The sequence below is a fragment of the Celeribacter halophilus genome, assembly GCF_018860305.1.
Lineage (GTDB): Bacteria > Pseudomonadota > Alphaproteobacteria > Rhodobacterales > Rhodobacteraceae > Celeribacter > Celeribacter halophilus_A.
Map to the genome: position 1 here is coordinate 146,941 of NZ_JAHKPE010000013.1, position 18,777 is coordinate 165,717.

Below are 18,777 nucleotides of genomic sequence, written 5' to 3' on the forward strand. Positions count from 1 at the left end.
TTAACCAGCCACCATTTGCAGGGCTTTGACGAGTTTTGCGGGATCGAACGGCTTCACGATCCAGCCGGTTGCACCTGCGGAACGTGCCTTTGCCTTGAGTTCGGCGGCGCTTTCTGTTGTGAGCACGAGAATTGGAATACGGCTCCATTTCGGCTCGGCGCGGACCGCGTGGATAAAGCCGAACCCATCCATGCGTGGCATGTTGATGTCGGTGATAATGACGTCGGGATTCAGGTCTTTGAGAACCTCAAGGCCATGAATGCCGTCTTCGGCGAGGTGGGCGGTAAAGCCCGCAGACGACAATGCAAGGTTGAGCATGTCGCGCATGGTGCGGCTGTCGTCGACCGCAAGAACTTCCAAACTCATGTCCAGACCTCCGGTTGAGTGAGGGTTTCCGGGGTGAAGCCAAAGAGGCTGAGCATATCCACACAGCCGTCGGAGGCATTCGCCAAACGGGTTGTCTTGCCCTGCGCGGCGCGTTGCTTCACTGCGGCAAGGATCACTTGCAGGGGAAGTGTCCCGAGATGGCGCAAGTTTCCTGCATCAATCACCAGATCATCGTCTGTAATCGCTTTGAGTTCTTCCATGAGGGGCATCACGGACTGGTAGTCGAGCCGGTCATGGAGTTGCACATGTGTTGTCATGTCAGTGCTCCGGGGTTTCGACAGGGGTGAGGCATCTCGATTTTCCCTTACATCTGCGTTCTCTCGGACCTGTGTAAGGAAAGGGGGGTTAAAACGAGGTTACGCGCCTGAAAATTTATTCCGGACAAAAGAAAACCCCCGCCGGAGGGGCGAGGGTCGTGAAATACATCAGTGTTTCAGGTGGTTACGGATATAGATGATGCATGTGAGAGGCGCATCCCGTAAGCGCGGCAAAATCGTCTTCGATGATGGAGACCGAAAAGTTCTTCATAAATCCGGCAAACCGGCCCTTGTCGCGGAAGGCCTCGGCAAACCCGAAACGCTCAAGATAGGGCGCGATGTGACGGGCCACGCCGCCCACCAGATAGACCCCGCCGAAGGGCAGTTGCACCAGAGACAGGTTGCCGACAACCCGTCCGAGTATCCTGACAAAAAGCTGTGCAGCCTGCGTGGCGCGCGGGTCGTCTCCGGCCTCGACGGAGGCCATGATTTCGGCGGCGGATTTTTCGAAAGCCTCGCCGGCTTCCGTGCCCAAAAACAGGTAAACGCGCTCCAGCCCACGGCCGGACAGCACATCTTCGACGGCGGGGAAGCCGTGGGCGGTCTCGACGAACTGGCACAGGGCCAATTCGTGCGCGTCGCGGATCGGCAGGTTGGCGTGACCACATTCGGAAGGTGCGACGAGGCGGCCTGCACCGGTCTCAAACACGGGTGCGGCATTGAACCCCGTGCCAATGCCGACCACGAGGCGCACGGCTTGCGGAGCGGGCTCTGGCGCATCAATCACCGGACGGATGTTGCTTTCGTCAACAAGACCCAAGGCATGCCCCTGCGCCTGAAGATCGTTGAGGATGGCGACATGCTCGGCCTGACAGGCGCGGCGCAAGGTGTCGCTGTCGATGGTCCAGTCGAGATTGGTCATGGTGCCCACGTCGTCCCGCACGGGGCCGGCCACGGCCACACAGGCGCCCTTGCAATCGACGTTGCCCTCTTCCTCGATATATTGCCGGAGCACCGTTTCCAGACCGGGAAACTTGCGGTTGGAATAGCGCCGGATCGTATCGGGCAGAAGCGTGATGCCATCGGCCAGAGCCACGCGCGTATTGGTGCCCCCGATGTCGGCCACAAGGGTGAGTGTGTCGGCAGGATGGTTGGGCATCATGTCAGGTCCGTGCAATCAGGTCTTTGAGCATGTGATACGAGGCTTTGGGGGTGCGTTTCAATGTTTCAAAATCCACATGCACCATGCCGAAGCGCCGTTCGTAGCCGAAAGCCCACTCATAGTTGTCCAGAAGCGACCAGTAGAAAAAGCCCTGCAGGTTCACACCCTGCTCGATGGCCTTGTGCATTGCGGCCAGATGGTCGGTGATATAGGCGCAGCGTTCCGGATCGTTCACGACGCCGTTTCGCACATGGTCGTCCCATGCCATGCCGTTTTCGGTCACCACAACCGGCAGGTCGCCCACATATTTCTCTTTGAGATTCACAAGCAGGGCGCGCAGGCCTTCGGGGCAGATCTCCCACCCCATCTGTGTGGTGGCAAGATGGCCCTGCGCGGGTTTTGTGTGCGGCCACGGGCTTTCTGCGTCATGGGCGACAAGCTGGCGGAAATAGTAGTTGACGCCGAGCCAGTCGAGCGGTTGCGAGATGTCTTTGGCGAGATCGTCCTGCCAGCCGTTCGGCAGATGCGGCTCAAGCCCGTCGAGCGCCTCTTGAGGATACCGGCCCTTGCTGACCGCCTCCACAAACCAGCGGTTGTGGGTCGCGTCTTGGGTGGCGGCTGCCTGAATGTCTTTGGGATCGTCACTGGCCGGTTGGGTGTGTTCGAAATTGATGACAATGCCTAGATTGTCACGCCCTCTGGCACGCAGACGGGTGATGGCCTCGCCATGGGCCTTCAGCACATAGTGCATGGAGCGGGCGGCGGCGCGGATGTCGCGGCGGCCCGGTGCGTGATGGCCCAGAAAATGCGAGAGATAGGAGACACACCACGGTTCGTTGATCGTGGCGATCGAGGCCATGCGGTCGCCGATCCGGTCATCCACGACCTCAGCGAAATCACCAAACCACAGATGTACATCAGGGTTGGTCCAGCCGCCCAGATCGGCCAGCGCGGCGGGCATTTCCCAGTGGTAGAGCGTCAGATGCGGTTCGAGACCGCGTTCGAGGATGGCATCGGTCAGCCGGTCGTAATAATCCAGCCCCTCGCGGTTCACCGCGCCCCGACCTTCGGGAATGACCCGCGCCCAGCTTGTCGAGAACCGGTAGGCGTCAAAACCGCCATCCTTGAGCAGGTCCATATCCTCGCCATAGCGATGGTATTGATCGCAAGCCAGCGCTCCGTCTTCGGCGCGCAGCACATTGCCGGGGGTCGCGGCGAAGGTGTCCCAATGGGTTACACCGGCATTGCCGAACTTATGGCCTTCGACCTGATAGGCGGCCGTGGCGGCGCCAAAGCGGAAACCGTCGGGGAAGTCTTTTCGGGTCAGACGGGGGAGCGGGCGGTATGTCATGGGGCCTCCGTGTGCGGTAGCGCTAACGATTCGGGCCGGAGGACGCGTGGCTGCGGGGATCCGGCGGGGTGATGACTTCTCTCTTAACGTCGAAGACGGGGATCGGGCAAGATCAAAGCGCTTTGGCTGTGCGGTTCAGGAAAAATAAAGAACGCGGATGTTTCTTCGGGTGAGGGCGGAGTGTGATGTCAGCGCTTCGGCGCGGGGCCGGTCGTGTGGCCGATGATCAGTTCCGCATCCAGCAGCGTATGGCGCAAGGGGCGACGCGGGTTGGAGATTTGCTCCATCAGCATCTCCGCGCAAATCCGTCCCGCCATGCGCACGGAGGAGCGGGTGGCCGTATAGATCGGCTCGGTCGACCCGTTGCGCAGATAGGAGAGGTCGTCATCATGCACGATCAGCGACACATCCTTGCCGATCTTGAGCCCCGCCGTATCCAGCGCGCGGCGCACGCCAAATCCGACGATGATCGACGAGGCCAGAAGGGCGGTGGGCGGATCGCGTAGGGCAAGCATCTCAGTGGTCGCCTTGAACCCGTATTCTTCCGTCATTTCAGAGGAATAGCAGAGCGCTTGGTCTTCCTTGATGCCGACGGCCTCCAGCGCTGCGCGATAGCCGATCCGGCGTTTCGCGGCGAAATCCATGCTTTCCAACCCGTTCAAAAGCCCGATGCGCCGGTGTCCGAGGTCAATCAGAAATTGCGTGGCGCGTTCAAAGGCGCGGGTGTTGTTCATATCGACCCAGCAATAATCATCTTCGGTCGCGCTGCCGCTGCGACCATGCACAACGAAGGGCATGCCGATGTCCTGCAAAAGCGCGATTCGCGGGTCATTGGCCTTCGGGCCGTGCACAATCACCCCGTCGACCGACCCTTTAGCGGCAATCTTGCGATAGGCTTCGGATTCGTTGCTATCGGGGACAATCGATAGAATCATATCGTAATTTTCACGCGCATAGATTTCCGAGGCCCCTGCGACGAAATCGGTAAACACCGGATTTACCACCTCGTGTTCGGTGGACAGCGGGATGACATGGCCGACGGCATGGTTCTGCCCTGTGGCCAGACCGCGCGCGCGGCTGTTAGGGGTGTAGTTGTGCTTCTTGGCGGCTTTCAGCACTTTTTCGCGGGTCAGTTCCGAGACCTCCGGATAGCCGTTCAAGGCCCGCGAGACGGTGGTCTGGGACAGGCCGAGCAGGGTGGAAAGCTCTTTGAGATTCATGTCTGACCCTTTTATTTATGCACACTGGACAGAAGGTTGCATGTAATTTTCACACAGGGTAGCCGCGGGCAAGGGGCGAGGTAAAGCCTCTTTGCGCAGGTGGAACAGTTCGCCGCGTTTTGAAATGCCGGTTTGGCGGCAAGGTGCCTCTGTGAACACGGGGGATTGAGGCTCAGGATGTTTTATTGCGGCCTGCAAGCTCGGGTTTGATCCTGATCATTGACTCTGGTGGCCTCATGAGAGAGGCTTGTGCGTGTGCCAAAGCGCTTTGAGGTTGTCGGAACTGTTTGATTTCCGGACTTATCGCGTTAGGATTCCTTTGCCCATGTCAGGGTATGAAAACTGGGAGGTTTACATGAAAAAGACACTTATGACCGGCGCAGCAACTGTTGCTTTGTGCGCGGCTGGCGCGCAGGCGCAGGATCTGACCATCGCCGGGCCGTGGATCGGCGCCGACCAGGAAATGGTTGAAGAGGTGCTGGCCGTTTTCGAGGAGCAAAGCGGCCTTGATGTCGCCTATGTCGGGTCCGACAGCTTTGAACAGCAGATCGTGATCGACGCCGAAGCGGGCTCTGCCCCCAATATCGCGGTCTTCCCGCAACCCGGTCTGGCCGCTGAAATGGCTGGTCGCGGTTTTCTGACGCCGCTGGGCGAAGATGTCGCCGATTGGGTGCGCGAAAACTATGCCGCAGGCCAGTCCTGGGTGGATCTCGGCACCTATACCGGCCCTGACGGGGAAGATGCGCTTTACGGCTTTTTCTATAAGGTCGATCTGAAATCTCTGGTCTGGTATGTGCCGGAAAACTTCGAGGATGCGGGCTATGAAGTGCCCGAAACCATGGAAGAGTTGAAATCGCTCACCGAACAGATCGTTGCTGATGGCGAGGTGCCGTGGTGCATCGGTCTGGGATCCGGTGCGGCGACCGGCTGGCCGGCGACAGACTGGGTCGAAGACCTGATGCTGCGCACGCAACCGCCAGAAGTCTATGACGGTTGGGTCACCAACGAGGTGAAATTCGACGATCCGCGTGTGGTGGAAGCCATCGAGGAATTCGGCTGGTTCGCACGCAACGATGCGTTCGTCTCCGGTGGGGCAGGCTCCGTGGCCTCCACCGATTTCCGCGACAGCCCGAAAGGTCTCTTCACCTCGCCGCCGCAGTGCTACTTGCACCGCATGGCCTCCTTCATCCCGTCCTTCTTCCCCGAAGGCACGGAAGTGGGTGAAGATGCTGATTTCTTCTACTTCCCGTCCTATGAGAGCAAAGACCTCGGCAGTCCGGTTCTGGGCGCAGGGACGCTTTGGGCGATCACCAACGACACACCGGCGGCGCATGAGTTCATCAAGTTCCTCGAAACTCCTGTGGCCCATGAGGCATGGATGTCGCAAAAAGGCTTCCTGACACCGCATAAAGGGGTCGATACCTCGAAATTCGGTGATCCGGCCACAGCCGCGATGAACGACATCCTGCTGAATGCGACCACTTTCCGCTTTGACGCATCCGACCTGATGCCGGGTGGTGTGGGCGCAGGGTCCTTCTGGACCGGTATGGTGGACTACACCGGCGGAGAATCTGCCGAAGATGTCGCCGCGACCATTCAGGACTCCTGGGACTCGCTGAAGTAAACGCAGTCTCGTTACGCAATCGCTCTTCGGGCCTTCGGGTCCGGAGAGTTTTCGCATCTTTGCATCTGCCATTTCGCCCTGACCAAAGCGCATAGGGCGCGCGGGATGCACGAAAGACCACAGGCCGTTCGGCGGCGCGAGAAGGGGAAAACATATGCATCCTGCAGTTCAGGGACTTCTGACCATTGCGATCGGCGTCGGGGCCTGCATCAGCTATTTCTATTTTTCCAACATTATTCTCGACAAGCTGATCTTTCCGGCGCGTGGCCCGCATGCGGGGCGGAATATCAACCGTGCGAACCTTGTGCGGCCTTGGCTGTTCCTGTTTCCGGGGCTTGCCGCCTTGGGGCTCTATCTGGCCTATCCGGTCTTCGAGACCTTGCGCCTGTCGCTCACCGACCGCGATCTGGGCGGGGCCTATGTAGGCTTGGAGAATTACCGTAAAATGGCGGATGATCCGAAGTTCTGGGAGGCCATGCGCAACAATGCCTTCTGGCTGCTGGTGGTGCCTGCCGCCTCGACCGCGATGGGGTTGATCGTGGCGCAGCTCACCGACCGCATCCGGTGGGGCGCGATTGCCAAGTCCCTGATTTTCATGCCCATGGCGATTTCTTTTGTCGGTGCGGCGGTGATCTGGAAACTGGTCTATGACGCGCGGCCCTTGGGCACGGAGCAGATCGGCATTCTCAATGCGATCTATCTGGCTTTGGGGGGAGATCAGCCGATGAACTGGCTGACCATTCCGTTCTGGAACAACTTTTTCCTTATGGTCGTGTTGATCTGGATTCAAACCGGCTTTGCCATGGTGATCCTGTCCGCAGCCCTGCGGGGGGTGCCGGAAGAAACCATCGAAGCGGCCATTGTGGACGGGGCCAACCCGTTCCAGATATTCTTCAAAATCAAAGTGCCGCAGATCATGGGCACCATCGTCGTGGTCTGGACCACGATCACCATCACCGTGCTCAAGGTCTTTGACATCGTCTTTGCCATGACCAATGGCCAGTGGGAGACGCAGGTGCTTGCCAACTACATGTATGACCAACTGTTCCGTGCCCGCGACTGGGGTGTCGGGTCGGCGGCCGCGATGGTGATCATGCTGTTGGTGACGCCGATCCTTGCGTGGAACGTCTACAACGCACGCAAAGAGATGAAGTAAGGGAGCCGGACCATGGACAATATCGTTGGCAAGAAACCGGCTCTCATCTGGGCGACCCATCTGTCGGTCGCGGTGCTGGTGTTCCTCTGGCTGTTCCCGACCGTCGGGCTGTTTGTGTCGTCCTTCCGCACGGGCGACCAGATTGCCAGTTCCGGCTGGTGGAAGGCGCTCTTTCCGCAAGAGCAGAACACGATGATCCGCACGGCGAGTTCGGACACCCAGAAGCAGATCGACGGGAATTATGTGATCGAGGGCAACCTCTTTGCCGAAGAGGGCGATGCGCAGGGGGAGATTTCCGTCTGGGGCACCTCGTCGCGCAATATTGGCGTCTATACTCCCGGTGACACTGCCGATCTGGGCGAGGACGGGATGCTAACGGTCGAGGCCAACGGGGATTACCGGCTTGTCAATGACACGGAATTTACCGGCTCTCGCGGAGAACGCGTCTTTCTGACCGCCAAAACGCCGCCGTCTTTCACGCTCGACAATTACCGCACGGTGCTGTTTTCCGGCAAGGCCACGGACAAGATGGGCAAGGCCTTTATCAACACCTTCACCGTCACCATTCCGGCCACGGTGATCCCGATCCTGATCGCAGCCTTTGCCGCCTATGCGCTGGCGTGGATGGATTTCAGAGGCCGTGCTTTCCTGATCGCGGTGATCGTCGGGCTGCTCGTTGTGCCGCTGCAACTGGCGCTTATTCCGCTTTTGAGCTTCCACGGGACGGTGGTCGAATGGTTCATCGCCCTTGTCGGCACTCCGATGGAAGACAACGCCCGCCGCTTTGCCGAAGTGGGCTGGCTCGGACAATTGTTCGGCTTTGAGCCGGGGGATACGATCAACTCGAAAGGCTATCTCGGCGTCTGGGCCGCGCATACGGGCTTTGGCCTGCCGCTGGCAATCTACCTGCTCAGAAACTACATGGTCGGCCTGCCGAAAGACATCATCGAAAACGCCCGTGTCGATGGGGCGACGGATTTCCAGATTTTCACCAAGATCATCCTGCCGCTGTCCTTCCCCGCGCTGGCCTCTTTCGCGATTTTCCAGTTCCTCTGGACGTGGAACGATCTGTTGGTGGCGCTGGTGTTCCTGATCGACAGTTCCGGCGAGACCACCGTGATGACGCGCCAGATTGTCGAGCTTCTGGGCACGCGCGGCGGCAATTGGGAAATCCTTGCAACGGCGGCCTTTGTTTCCATCGCCGTGCCGCTGACCGTCTTCTTCTTTATGCAGAAATACCTCGTGCGCGGCCTGTTGGCCGGGTCCGTGAAATAACAAAAGAGCAAAACCATGAACGCAACTCCTTCCTCCCCCGCGCCGTTCACCCGTGAAAAAGACTGGTGGCGCGGTGCCGTCATCTATCAGATCTACCCGCGCTCCTATCAGGACAGCAATGGCGACGGGATCGGCGACCTTCTGGGCATCGTCCAGCGCCTGCCTTACATCGCCTCGCTCGGCGTGGATGCGATCTGGATTTCGCCGTTTTTCACCTCTCCGATGAAGGATTTCGGCTATGACGTCGCGGATTATTGCGATGTGGACCCGATGTTCGGCTCTCTGGCGGATTTCGATGCGGTGATCGACACGGCCCACGGGCTTGGCGTCAAGGTGATGATCGACCTCGTTCTGAGCCACACGTCCGACCAGCATCCGTGGTTTGTCGAAAGCCGCAAGGACCGGACAAACCCGAAGGCCAACTGGTATGTCTGGGCCGATGCGAAACCCGATGGCACGCCGCCGAACAACTGGCTGTCGATCTTTGGCGGTTCGGCATGGCAATGGGATGCGGGGCGGATGCAGTATTACCTGCACAACTTCCTGACCGAACAGCCGGATCTGAACTTCCACGAACCCGAAGTGCAACAGGCGCTGCTCGAAGTGGCAGAGTTCTGGCTGCATCGCGGGGTGGACGGGTTCCGCCTTGATACGATCAACTTCTACACCCATGACGCGGAACTGCGTGACAACCCGCCTCTGGCACCAGAAGAGCGTCAGGCCAAGACCGCCCCTGCGGTGAATCCCTACACTTGGCAAAACCACATTTACGACAAATCCCGTCCGGAGAACCTCGAATTCCTGCGCAAGCTGCGCGCGGTGATGGAGCCGTTCAATGCCGCCGCTGTGGGCGAGGTCGGGGATGACCAGCGCGATCTGGAAATCCTTGGCGAATATACCGCGGGCGATGATCTGATGCATATGTGTTATGCTTTCGATCTGCTTTCGGGCGACACGCCGACGCCGGCCTATATCAAAGAGGTGATGGATAAGGTGGCCGAGGTTGCGGCGGATGGCTGGGCCTGTTGGGCCTATTCCAACCATGACGTGATGCGGCATATGTCGCGCTGGCATCTTGATGCGATGGGGGCACGCGCCTTTACCACGCTGTTGATGTGCCTGCGCGGCTCCGCCTGTATCTATCAGGGCGAAGAGCTTGGTCTGCCGGAAGCCGAGGTGAGTTTCGAGGATTTGCAAGATCCTTACGGCATCCAGTTCTGGCCCGAATTCAAAGGCCGCGACGGCTGTCGCACGCCGATGGTCTGGGAGCGTTCGCAACATCACGGCGGCTTCTCGACCGCCGGTCAGACATGGCTGCCGGTGAGTCCGGATCACTACCCGCTGGCCGTGGCCCAGTCCGAATATGATCCCGGCTCGATCCTGCACCATTACCGCCGTGCGATTGCTTTCCGCCACGCGCATAAGGCGCTCAAGACGGGCACGATGGAGGACATGCATGTGAACGGCCCCTGTCTGGTCTTTACGCGCAAGAATGACGAAGAAGAGCTGTTCTGCGCCTTCAACCTGTCGGATCAGCCGGCCACGCTGGAGGCGCCGAAAGGTGACTGGCATCAGGTCGGCAGCGAATTGAACTCCGCCTCCCCGATGGAGGATGGTAAACTGCATCTGGGCCCGTGGCAGCCAGCGATCATGCTGCGCGAAAAGGTCTAAAGGGGCGAGGGAAGAGAGAGAATGGCAGATCTGAAACTGGAAAATGTCGGCAAGGTGTATGGCGGTAAGGTCGAAGTCCTCAAGGACATCAACCTCGACATCAAAACCGGCGAGTTGATCGTGTTTGTCGGCCCTTCGGGTTGCGGCAAATCCACGCTTTTGCGGATGATTGCGGGGCTGGAAAGGATTTCCGGCGGCACGTTGGAAATCGACGGGGAGCGGGTCAATGATGTGCCCCCCGCACAGCGCGGCATAGCCATGGTGTTCCAGACCTATGCGCTTTATCCGCATATGACGGTTTACGACAACATGGCCTTCTCTCTCAAACTCGCCAAAAGGTCGAAAGCCGAGATCAAGGAGGCGGTGATGCGGGCCGCCCATATCCTGCAACTCGAAGATTATCTCGACCGTCTGCCCAAGGCGCTGTCGGGTGGTCAGCGTCAGCGGGTCGCCATCGGGCGTGCCATCGTGCGCAATCCGAAGGTCTATCTCTTCGACGAGCCGCTCTCCAACCTTGATGCTGCCCTGCGCGTTGCCACCCGTCTGGAGATCGCCCAGCTCAAGGAGTCGATGCCTGACAGCACGATGATCTATGTGACCCATGATCAGGTCGAGGCCATGACGCTTGCGGACCGGATCGTGGTTCTGGCCAACAAGGGCATCGCACAGGTCGGCAGTCCGCTTGATCTCTACGAGCGTCCCGACAATGAATTCGTGGCGCAGTTTATCGGCTCGCCGTCGATGAACCTCTTGGCTGGCGAGATCATCGAAACCGGCGCGCAGACCAAGGTTCAGGTTGAGGGCGAGGGCATTGCCACCTCTTCCATTCCGACCAAGCCTGAGGACATGGGGCGTAAGGTCAATGTCGGGGTGCGTCCCGAAGACATGCATCTGGCCGAGGGCGAGGCGATTGTCGATGGGGTGGTGGATGTGGTCGAGGCTCTGGGTGAGGTGACCTTGCTCTATTTCGTGGCCGAACGCGGCAACGAGCCCCTGATCGCCAAACTTCCGGGGATTCACGCGGGGTTGAAAGGCAATACCGTCAAACTCTCCGCGCCGCCGGAAAAGGTGCATCTGTTTGCCGATGGCATTTCCATGCGGCCTAAAGACTAAAATAGCAAAAAAAGACTGAGACAGCGAAAAAGGCTCCCTCGCGGGGGCCTTTTCCTTTTGCTCAAGGCTCAGTCGAGGCGGCGCACCATAAGCTGGTTGCCATCGCCGCGTTTGATCTCGAAGAGTTTCAGCGAGGCAATCAGATCGCTTAGCTTGCGCTTGCCATAGCTGCGCGTGTCGAAATCGGGCTGTGCGGCGGTGATATATTGCCCGATCTGCCCCAATGTGACCCATTCGTCATCGGCGTTGATCGCATCCATTGCGCGGATCACCAGTTTGGTCGGATCTTCGAGCGGGGCTTCCTGTTCCGGCGCCGGTCCGGACTTCGCAGGCGCGTTCTGCGCCGGTTTCGCGGCGGGTTTGGTTTGCTCGGGCAGCAGGTTTTCCACATAGATAAACCGTTTGCAGGCTTTCACAAACGCCGCAGGTGTCTTGCGCATCCCCATGCCAAAGACATCAAGCCCTTGCTCGCGAATGCGGCTGGCGAGGCGGGTGAAATCGCTGTCCGAAGAAATCAGCACGAATCCGTCAAACCGGCCGGAGTGCAAAATATCCATGGCATCAATCACCAGAGCAATGTCAGACGAGTTCTTGCCCGTGGTGTTGGAAAACTGTTGATGCGGCACAATCGCCATCGCGGCGAGTTTGTCCTTGTTCCATCCTTGCGGTGCGGAGCCGGAAAAGTCTCCGTAAATCCGGCGGATACTGGCCTCTCCTAATGTTGCGATTTCTTCGAACATCGCTTCGGCATATTTGGCGGAAATATTGTCCGCGTCGATCAGGACGGCCAGAAGGGGTGGTTTGGTGGGATGTGCCATATCAGCGGCCTCTCATAATATCTGTCAGGTCTGTTGCCTCCGATATAGATCACCCGCCGGAGTCACACCAGACAGACCGTGGAGCGTGTCACACCAGAGGCCGCGACATTGCGCCCGCGAGGAAAGGCTTTCACGGCGCAGGGTAGGGTGGTATTCAGACTTTGAAATATATCTTTGAAGGTCTGACCATGTCCGAACCCCGCATCATGCCGAAACCCTTCAACGCCCCGCCGCAGGGGCTTTGGCGCGCCACGCCGCCTGCGATCTTTCCACCGATTCTCGGGCTTCTTGGCATGGGGCTTGGCTGGCGCAACGCGGCCAGAGTCCTGCCCGCGCCTGACTGGATCGGGGAGATGATTTTGGGCGCTGTGTCCTTGCTCTATCTCTTTGCACTGGTGGCGTATTTCGTCAAGGTGACCCGCCGTTTCGGGGTCATTTTTGACGATGCCAAAATCCTTCCCGGCAGGGCAGGACTGTCGGCCATGACGGCCTCGGGCTTTCTCTTTGCGGCCACAATGGTGCCCTACAGCACAGGCTTTGCCACTGCCGTGCTGTTTCTGGCGCTTCTGGGGCATGGTTTTGTGGCCTTTGCCATCATTTGGGGCATGGTTCACGGTCCGGCGGAACAGCGCCGCGTCACCCCCGTTTGGCATCTCTCCTTTGTCGGCTTCATCATCGCGCCTCTGGCGGCTGTGCCCTTGGGCTACTCGGGGCTGTCCCAACTGATTTTCGCGCTGACCCTGCCGGTGGCCATTGCGATCTGGAGCATCTCTGCCGTGCAATTCGTGCGCGCGGATGTGCCGCCGCCGCTGCGCCCGCTTCTGGCGATCCATCTGGCGCCCGTGGCACTCTTCGGTATCGTTGCCACGCTTCTGGGCTATGCGACGATTGCCATCGGCTTTGCATGGATCGGGGTTGCGGCGCTGGTCGTCTACCTCGTGGCGATCCGCTACCTGACCAAGGCAGATTTCTCCGCGCTCTGGGGCGCGTTCACATTTCCGCTTGCGGCTTTCGCGAACCTGATGTTCGCCGCCGCGACACTGGCACCGACACCGTTTCGCCTCATCGGCGGGCTGGAACTGGTCGCGGCGACACTGGCGATCACCTATATCGCCGTGAAAATCATGCAAATCTGGAGCCGCGGCAAACTGTCCAAAGCCACCAATGCGGCCACGGCCTGAGTCTCCTTTGCTGCTATAAATACTCGAAAAGGGCCGCCTCACACACGAGCGCGGCCCTTGATTTAAAGCCTTTTATCAACCGCTTTGACGTGACAGTTGCATGAAATCCGCAAAACGCCCTTTCCTTAGGGCAACATCCATGTAATAGGGACGTGCCAAACCGTATCCCCCATGGAGAGACCTGATGGAGATTCGCGAGGCGCTTACCTTCGATGACGTATTGCTTGTTCCGGCTGCATCTTCTGTGCTGCCGTCAACGGCGGACACGAAAACATTCGTGACCAAAGCCATTCAGTTGAACATCCCTTTGATGTCTTCTGCGATGGACACTGTGACAGAGGCCCGTATGGCCATTGCCATGGCACAGGCGGGGGGCGTGGGCGTGATCCACAAGAACCTCGATATCGAGAAACAATCCATCGAAGTGCGCCGCGTCAAACGGTTCGAGAGCGGGATCGTTTACAATCCTGTAACCCTCACCGCAGACCAGACCATCGCGGATGCCAAGGCGCTTTGCGCCCAGTATAATTTCACCGGCTTTCCCGTGATCGACGAAAAGCGCCGCGTTGTGGGGATTGTCACCAACCGCGATATGCGTTTCTCCACCTCCGACGACACGCCTGTGTCTCAGGTGATGACCACGAAAAACCTCGCCATCCTGCAAGAACCCGCAGATCGCGACGAAGCCATCTCTCTCATGAAAGCCCGCCGGATCGAAAAGCTTCTGGTGACGGATGCCAATGGCCATCTGACCGGACTTCTGACCCTCAAAGACACTGAACAGGCCGTTCTGAACCCGTCGGCCTGTAAGGACGATCTGGGACGCCTTCGGGTGGCGGCGGCGACGTCTGTTGGGGATGCGGGCTTTGACCGCTCTGCCGCTCTGGTGGATGCCGGTGTGGATATCATCGTGATCGACACGGCGCACGGTCATTCCAGCGGCGTGATTGATGCCGTGGCCCGCGCCAAGAAAGAGTTTGGCGACAAGGTCCAGATCATTGCGGGCAACGTGGCCACAGGTGAAGCGACCAAATCGCTCATCGGCGCGGGCGCGGATGCAGTCAAGGTCGGGATTGGTCCGGGCTCCATCTGCACCACCCGCATGGTCGCGGGCGTCGGCGTGCCGCAGCTCACCGCGATCATGGATTGCGCCAAAGCCGCAGGCGACGTGCCTGTGATTGCAGACGGCGGGATCAAATTCTCCGGCGATTTTGCCAAGGCCATCGCCGCAGGAGCCTCTTGCGCGATGGTCGGCTCGATGATCGCGGGCACGGATGAAAGCCCAGGCGAGGTGATCCTCTATCAGGGCCGCTCGTTCAAATCCTATCGCGGCATGGGCTCGCTCGGCGCGATGGCGCGCGGCTCTGCGGACCGGTATTTCCAGAAAGACGCCGCCTCCGACAAGCTTGTGCCCGAAGGCATCGAAGGTCAGGTGCCTTACAAAGGCCCCGTGGGAACCGTGTTGCACCAGATGGTCGGCGGTCTTCGCGCGGCTATGGGCTACACCGGCTGCGCCACCGTGGCGGAGATGCGCACGAACTGCAACTTCACCAAGATCACCGGTTCGGGCCTTAAAGAGAGCCACGTCCATGACGTGCAGATCACCCGTGAGTCCCCGAACTACCGCATCGGTTGAGCCGGTATGTGACCATGAATTTTACAGCGGGGGCTTCGGCCCCCGTTGCTTTTTGCACCAGAGCCTGATTTTGCTGATCCCATGACACCAGTTGCCCGCATTTCCGCTGCCATAGAGATTCTCGACGATGTTTTGATCGGCGAGAATGCCGAACGTGTGCTCACCACTTGGGCGCGCGGCCATCGCTTTGCGGGGTCCAAGGATCGCGCGGCCATCCGTGATCTCGTCTTTGATGCGTTGCGCTGTTTGCGATCCTACGGCTGGCTCGGCGGGGCAGGGCTGGGGCGTCCGTCAGGGCGTCAGGTGATGATCGGGGCGTTGCGTGCGGCGGAAACCGAACTGGATACGGTGTTTTGCGAGGCCCGTTTCGCGCCGCGCCCTCTGACCGAAGAGGAACGTGCAGAAATTCCTGATCTTGAGACGGCCCCGCAGGCGGTTCAACTGGATTGTCCGGACTGGCTCTTGCCGCTCTATGAAGCCACGCTGGGCGAGACCACCGTTGCGGTTCTGGAACGGATGCGCAGGCGCTCCGATGTGTTTCTGAGGGTCAATGCCCGCAAATCGACGCTGGGTCATGCGATGGAACATCTGGAGAATGACGGGATCGAAGCGGTGCCGCACCCTCTCTCCGAAACCGCTCTGAAGGTGACCAAGGGCGCGCGCGCCGTGGCGCGGTCACAAGCTTATTTGACTGGCCTTGTCGAGCTACAGGACGCGGGGTCGCAGGCGATCATCGATGCCTTGCCGCTTGAGGACGGGATGTGTGTTCTGGACTATTGTGCCGGTGGTGGCGGCAAGGCACTGGCGATGGGGGGGCGCGTTGATCTGAACCTGACCGCCCATGATGTGGATCCCGCACGGATGCAGGATATCGCGCCGCGTGCCTCACGGGCGGGGATCAAAGTCACGACCGCACGCAAGGCCGAACTGGCTTCAAATTATGATCTTGTGCTCTGTGATGTGCCATGTTCCGGCTCTGGTGCCTTTGCGCGCAGCCCACAAGGCAAATGGGCGCTGACCCCTGTGCGCTTGGAACAGTTGGCGGGGCTGCAATCCCAAATCCTCGACGAGGTTGCGCCGCTCGTGCGCTCCGGTGGTGTTCTGGCCTATGCGACCTGTTCGCTGTTTCAGGCGGAAAACACAGCGCAAATCGAAGCCTTTCTCGATCGCCACTCCGGTTATACCTTAGAGGCCCAACGCCTCATCAGCCCCTTGGAGGGCGGCGACGGATTTTTCTATGCGGTTTTGCGGCGCACTGCGTGATTTCGCCCCAGGCGTTTCGCCCTAAAAAATGTATTTGAGATACAGGTTTACCGGAAATATTTTCCCGTTTTATCCTCGATTTGGTTGAGCATTAAGTGATCGTTAACCAATTCCGATCAATGCTCACGTCATAGCCGCGGGTTGTTCGAAATCCGCGCGTGAACGCCTTCCGGTTGCAGGGCCGGAGGACCGACAAGACGTGTCGCAGGGTGATGTGGCGGCGCGTCAAGGTATATAGCACGGGGGGGAAACGTGTGCAGACCACGATGAGCGTAGGTCCATTGTCGAAGCTGGCCGGACGGCTTGCGCCCTATTGTCTGGCGATTGCCACAGGCGGGGTGCTGCTTTGTGTCAGTGCTTTGGTGATCCCTTTTTCGCAACTTGGCATACTTGCCTTCATGGCCGGTTCGGTTCTGCTTTGGGCGGCGGTTCTAGTGCGCGTGTTGAACTATCGCCACAGCCTCCGGCGCCGCCGTATCAGTGATACGCTGGCTGCCTGTCTCGAACATGATGCCGCAGCGGCCTTTTCCACGGATATGGACGGGGTGATCGGCTATGCAAACCGTGCGGCTGTGGCGCGGTTTGGAAAGCATCGCGGGAATTCTCTCGTGGCTGCGCTCGAAGACCTGTTCGCCTCTCCCGCCGCCACCCTGAGCCGTTTGCAATCGCGAGCCTGGGCCAAGGGGTCTGCGCGTGAAGATGTGGTGCTGCGCCACGGCCACATGCGGTTGTCGGTGCATTCGATTGACGGGGCGGGGTTTCTCTGGCGTCTCGAAAATGTAGCGGCTCAAAACACCGGACTTGATGGCGATGCAATTTCGCTGCCGATGCTTTCTATGAGCAAAAATAACACGATTCTCTTTATGAACGAGCCGCTCCGGCGTTTGATCGGGCATCAGGCGAAAACGCTTGATCGCATCATTTCGGACCTGCCGATCCGGCCCGGAGATGTCCATGCCCTCTCGGCGGTTGACGGGCGCATCTATGCCCGTGTCGCGCAGTATGAAAGCGGCGCAACCGGACGCAAGGAATTGTATTTTCTGCCGGAAGTGACGCCGAGCGTGGGCGAATGGGATGCTTTTGATGCGTTGCCCGTGGCCTTGTTGAAGGTCGCTGTCGACGGCAGCATCCTGCAATCGAACCGTCATTCAAGGGAGCTTCTGGCGATTCCGACTCATGACGCGTTCAACCTTGGCGATCTGGTCGAAGGGCTTGGGCGACCGGTTCAGGACTGGGTGTCGGACGTGGCGATGGGACGGGCGCGCAAGCCCGAGTTTGTTCGCGCTTCACGCCCGCAAAATGACACGTTTTTGCAGATCACCTTGAACAGGGTTGAGGGCAATGACGGTCAAGTGGAACTGATCGCGGTTCTTTCGGATGCGACGGAGTTGAAGTCTCTTGAAGCGCAATTCGTGCAAAGCCAGAAAATGCAGGCGATTGGTCAGTTGGCGGGCGGGATCGCGCATGATTTCAACAATCTTTTGACTGCAATATCAGGGCATTGCGACCTGTTGTTGTTGCGCCATGATGAGGTCGATCCGGAATATGGAGATCTGGTGCAAATCCATCAGAACGCCAATCGCGCGGCCTCTTTGGTGGGGCAGTTGCTCGCCTTTTCACGCAAGCAGACGCTCAAGCCGGAGGTCATCGATCTGCGTGATACCCTGTCCGATCTGGCGCATCTGTTGAACCGGCTTGTGGGCGAGAAGGTGACGCTAACCCTCGCGCATGATGTGGGCCTTCTGCCGATCCGTGTGGACAAGCGGCAGTTGGAACAGGTGATCATGAAGCTGGTCGTGAACGCCCGCGACGCCATGCCTGCGGGTGGCGAGATCAAGGTCGAAACCCGCAACGAAGTGCTGCGCGAGGGGCTTGCGCGTGATCGGGTCACTGTGCCGCCGGGGGAATATGTCATAATTTCCGTGACAGATCAGGGCGTTGGTATTCCGCCCGAGCGGCTTCCGAAAGTGTTCGAGCCGTTTTACACCACCAAGCGCACAGGCGAGGGCACCGGTTTGGGTCTTTCGACGGCCTACGGGATCATCAAGCAGACTGGTGGCTTTATTTTTGTGGACAGTGTTGTGGGGTCTGGGACGGCCTTTACGATCTATCTCCCCGCTCATACGGCGCGTGCCGAGGCTGTCGTCGAGGCTGCTCATGCGCCAGATGCCGAGGGTGAGGTGTCCGCCGAGCGCGGCTCCGGTGCGATCCTTTTGGTCGAGGACGAAGCGCCCGTGCGTGCCTTTGCATCGCGGGCCTTACGCCTGCGCGGCTATACGGTGATTGAAGCGGAGAATGCGGAAGAAGCCCTTGAGACCTTGGAAGACAAGACCCTGCACATTGATGTTTTTGTCTCCGACGTGATCATGCCCGGTATGGACGGGCCAAGCTGGGTGTCCGAGGCGCTCAAGGATCGTCCGGGGGTCAAGGTGGTCTTCGTGTCAGGCTATGCCGAGGACCATTTTACGGCGCAGCAGGCCCGAATTCCCAATTCGAGCTTTCTGGCCAAGCCGTTTTCACTGTCCGAATTGACCGCGAAGGTGCAGGCGCAATTTGACTGAATTTGCACCTGTTTTTTGACGGTTGAAAAAAGACGGATTGCGTCAACACAGCGTTAACCAGGATCGTGTCAAAGTGGTTTTGTTAAATTTACATTGAAATGT

At 59.1% G+C, this 18,777-nt stretch carries 15 protein-coding genes; 9 read left to right on the forward strand and 6 right to left on the reverse strand.

All coding sequences use genetic code 11. The annotated features are described in order from the left end of the window. The 5 genes from KO492_RS02435 to KO492_RS02455 form a co-directional block, all read right to left on the reverse strand. Complete coding sequence (locus KO492_RS02435) at nucleotides 1-366, reverse strand: response regulator (RefSeq protein ID WP_216043506.1); 366 nt, start codon at nucleotides 364-366, stop codon at nucleotides 1-3. Then, on the reverse strand, nucleotides 363-644 hold the full coding sequence (locus tag KO492_RS02440; protein ID WP_216043507.1) for an STAS domain-containing protein: 282 nt from the start codon (nucleotides 642-644) through the stop codon (nucleotides 363-365). Before KO492_RS02440 ends, KO492_RS02435 begins: the two co-directional genes overlap by 4 nt. Before the next feature lie 184 nt (nucleotides 645-828). Next, a complete protein-coding gene (locus KO492_RS02445; RefSeq protein ID WP_216043707.1) occupies nucleotides 829-1,803 on the reverse strand; it encodes a glucokinase in 975 nt (324 codons plus the stop codon). A 4-nt stretch (nucleotides 1,804-1,807) separates the two neighbouring features. After that, entirely contained in the window at nucleotides 1,808-3,157 is a 1,350-nt protein-coding gene (locus KO492_RS02450) for a GH1 family beta-glucosidase (protein WP_216043508.1), read from the reverse strand. A gap of 188 nt (nucleotides 3,158-3,345) precedes the next feature. Continuing rightward, nucleotides 3,346-4,377, reverse strand: a complete 1,032-nt coding sequence (locus tag KO492_RS02455; RefSeq protein ID WP_216043509.1) for a substrate-binding domain-containing protein — start codon at nucleotides 4,375-4,377, stop codon at nucleotides 3,346-3,348. A gap of 355 nt (nucleotides 4,378-4,732) precedes the next feature. Between KO492_RS02455 and KO492_RS02460 the strand changes: the two genes are divergently transcribed. The 5 genes from KO492_RS02460 to KO492_RS02480 all read left to right on the forward strand — a co-directional run bounded on the left by KO492_RS02460 (nucleotide 4,733) and on the right by KO492_RS02480 (nucleotide 11,216). Further along, entirely contained in the window at nucleotides 4,733-6,001 is a 1,269-nt protein-coding gene (locus KO492_RS02460; RefSeq protein ID WP_216043510.1) for an ABC transporter substrate-binding protein, read from the forward strand. Nucleotides 6,002-6,155: 154 nt separating this feature from the next. After that, nucleotides 6,156-7,157, forward strand: coding sequence for a carbohydrate ABC transporter permease (locus KO492_RS02465; RefSeq protein WP_066606065.1), 1,002 nt, complete (start codon nucleotides 6,156-6,158; stop codon nucleotides 7,155-7,157). A 12-nt stretch (nucleotides 7,158-7,169) separates the two neighbouring features. Beyond that, nucleotides 7,170-8,432 carry a carbohydrate ABC transporter permease gene (locus KO492_RS02470; protein ID WP_216043511.1) on the forward strand — a complete coding sequence of 421 codons (1,263 nt, stop codon included), beginning with the start codon at nucleotides 7,170-7,172 and terminating at the stop codon, nucleotides 8,430-8,432. A gap of 15 nt (nucleotides 8,433-8,447) precedes the next feature. Further along, nucleotides 8,448-10,103, forward strand: coding sequence for an alpha-glucosidase (locus KO492_RS02475; RefSeq protein ID WP_216043512.1), 1,656 nt, complete (start codon nucleotides 8,448-8,450; stop codon nucleotides 10,101-10,103). A gap of 21 nt (nucleotides 10,104-10,124) precedes the next feature. After that, a complete protein-coding gene (locus KO492_RS02480; protein WP_216043513.1) occupies nucleotides 10,125-11,216 on the forward strand; it encodes an ABC transporter ATP-binding protein in 1,092 nt (363 codons plus the stop codon). A 68-nt stretch (nucleotides 11,217-11,284) separates the two neighbouring features. On the opposite strand, the gene KO492_RS02485 is transcribed toward KO492_RS02480, so the two are convergent. Next, nucleotides 11,285-12,034: an NYN domain-containing protein gene (locus KO492_RS02485; RefSeq protein ID WP_216043514.1), complete on the reverse strand. Its 750-nt coding sequence runs from the start codon at nucleotides 12,032-12,034 to the stop codon at nucleotides 11,285-11,287. Nucleotides 12,035-12,222: 188 nt separating this feature from the next. Between KO492_RS02485 and KO492_RS02490 the strand changes: the two genes are divergently transcribed. The 4 genes from KO492_RS02490 to KO492_RS02505 all read left to right on the forward strand — a co-directional run bounded on the left by KO492_RS02490 (nucleotide 12,223) and on the right by KO492_RS02505 (nucleotide 18,675). Next, nucleotides 12,223-13,215: a tellurium resistance protein gene (locus KO492_RS02490; protein WP_252735183.1), complete on the forward strand. Its 993-nt coding sequence runs from the start codon at nucleotides 12,223-12,225 to the stop codon at nucleotides 13,213-13,215. Between the two features lie 184 nt (nucleotides 13,216-13,399). Then, nucleotides 13,400-14,851 carry an IMP dehydrogenase gene (guaB, locus tag KO492_RS02495; RefSeq protein ID WP_216043515.1) on the forward strand — a complete coding sequence of 484 codons (1,452 nt, stop codon included), beginning with the start codon at nucleotides 13,400-13,402 and terminating at the stop codon, nucleotides 14,849-14,851. A gap of 81 nt (nucleotides 14,852-14,932) precedes the next feature. Further along, on the forward strand, nucleotides 14,933-16,114 hold the full coding sequence (locus KO492_RS02500; protein WP_216043516.1) for an RsmB/NOP family class I SAM-dependent RNA methyltransferase: 1,182 nt from the start codon (nucleotides 14,933-14,935) through the stop codon (nucleotides 16,112-16,114). Nucleotides 16,115-16,380: 266 nt separating this feature from the next. Beyond that, the gene (locus KO492_RS02505; protein ID WP_216043517.1) at nucleotides 16,381-18,675 is read left to right on the forward strand and encodes a hybrid sensor histidine kinase/response regulator; all 2,295 of its coding nucleotides are present in this window, start codon (nucleotides 16,381-16,383) and stop codon (nucleotides 18,673-18,675) included. Nucleotides 18,676-18,777 lie beyond the last annotated feature (102 nt).

Excerpts from the sequence above, each read along its gene's own strand:
- KO492_RS02435 (WP_216043506.1), bottom strand. The coding sequence starts at position 366 with ATGAGTTTGGAAGTTCTTGCGGTCGACGACAGCCGCACCATGCGCGAC.
- KO492_RS02440 (WP_216043507.1), bottom strand. The coding sequence starts at position 644 with ATGACAACACATGTGCAACTCCATGACCGGCTCGACTACCAGTCCGTG.
- KO492_RS02445 (WP_216043707.1), bottom strand. The coding sequence starts at position 1,803 with ATGCCCAACCATCCTGCCGACACACTCACCCTTGTGGCCGACATCGGG.
- KO492_RS02450 (WP_216043508.1), bottom strand. The coding sequence starts at position 3,157 with ATGACATACCGCCCGCTCCCCCGTCTGACCCGAAAAGACTTCCCCGAC.
- KO492_RS02455 (WP_216043509.1), bottom strand. The coding sequence starts at position 4,377 with ATGAATCTCAAAGAGCTTTCCACCCTGCTCGGCCTGTCCCAGACCACC.
- KO492_RS02460 (WP_216043510.1), top strand. The coding sequence starts at position 4,733 with ATGAAAAAGACACTTATGACCGGCGCAGCAACTGTTGCTTTGTGCGCG.
- KO492_RS02465 (WP_066606065.1), top strand. The coding sequence starts at position 6,156 with ATGCATCCTGCAGTTCAGGGACTTCTGACCATTGCGATCGGCGTCGGG.
- KO492_RS02470 (WP_216043511.1), top strand. The coding sequence starts at position 7,170 with ATGGACAATATCGTTGGCAAGAAACCGGCTCTCATCTGGGCGACCCAT.
- KO492_RS02475 (WP_216043512.1), top strand. The coding sequence starts at position 8,448 with ATGAACGCAACTCCTTCCTCCCCCGCGCCGTTCACCCGTGAAAAAGAC.
- KO492_RS02480 (WP_216043513.1), top strand. The coding sequence starts at position 10,125 with ATGGCAGATCTGAAACTGGAAAATGTCGGCAAGGTGTATGGCGGTAAG.
- KO492_RS02485 (WP_216043514.1), bottom strand. The coding sequence starts at position 12,034 with ATGGCACATCCCACCAAACCACCCCTTCTGGCCGTCCTGATCGACGCG.
- KO492_RS02490 (WP_252735183.1), top strand. The coding sequence starts at position 12,223 with ATGTCCGAACCCCGCATCATGCCGAAACCCTTCAACGCCCCGCCGCAG.
- guaB (WP_216043515.1), top strand. The coding sequence starts at position 13,400 with ATGGAGATTCGCGAGGCGCTTACCTTCGATGACGTATTGCTTGTTCCG.
- KO492_RS02500 (WP_216043516.1), top strand. The coding sequence starts at position 14,933 with ATGACACCAGTTGCCCGCATTTCCGCTGCCATAGAGATTCTCGACGAT.
- KO492_RS02505 (WP_216043517.1), top strand. The coding sequence starts at position 16,381 with ATGAGCGTAGGTCCATTGTCGAAGCTGGCCGGACGGCTTGCGCCCTAT.